We start from the raw sequence: 223 nt of genomic DNA, 5'->3' as shown, positions 1-223 counted from the left end.
CTCCGCCGCGGTCGATCAGGCGGCCGTGCACTGGATCCTGGCGCTCGTTTTCCTGCGCTTCCTCGAGGACAACGGCCTGCTCGATCGCCCCATCGTCTCTGGCGTGGGGGACCGGCTGGAACTGGCGCAGCTGCGGCAGCGTGAGCACTTCCGCGTGCGCCCGACGGACAGCGACGCGGAATACCTCCTCGCCGCCTTTGAGGAGCTTGCCCGCTTGCCGGGG

1 protein-coding gene is annotated in these 223 nt (G+C 70.0%); it reads left to right on the top strand.

Annotated elements, in window-relative coordinates; all coding sequences use genetic code 11:
* A partial coding sequence (locus tag E4K09_RS29320; protein WP_166802421.1) for a hypothetical protein occupies positions 1 to 223 on the top strand: 223 nt, incomplete at both ends.

Origin of the sequence: Microvirga pakistanensis, from assembly GCF_004458765.1 — a bacterium.
GTDB classification, from domain to species: domain Bacteria; phylum Pseudomonadota; class Alphaproteobacteria; order Rhizobiales; family Beijerinckiaceae; genus Microvirga; species Microvirga pakistanensis.
Note: the sequence above shows the minus strand (reverse complement) of the source record. Positions and strands in the feature narration are given on the sequence as shown.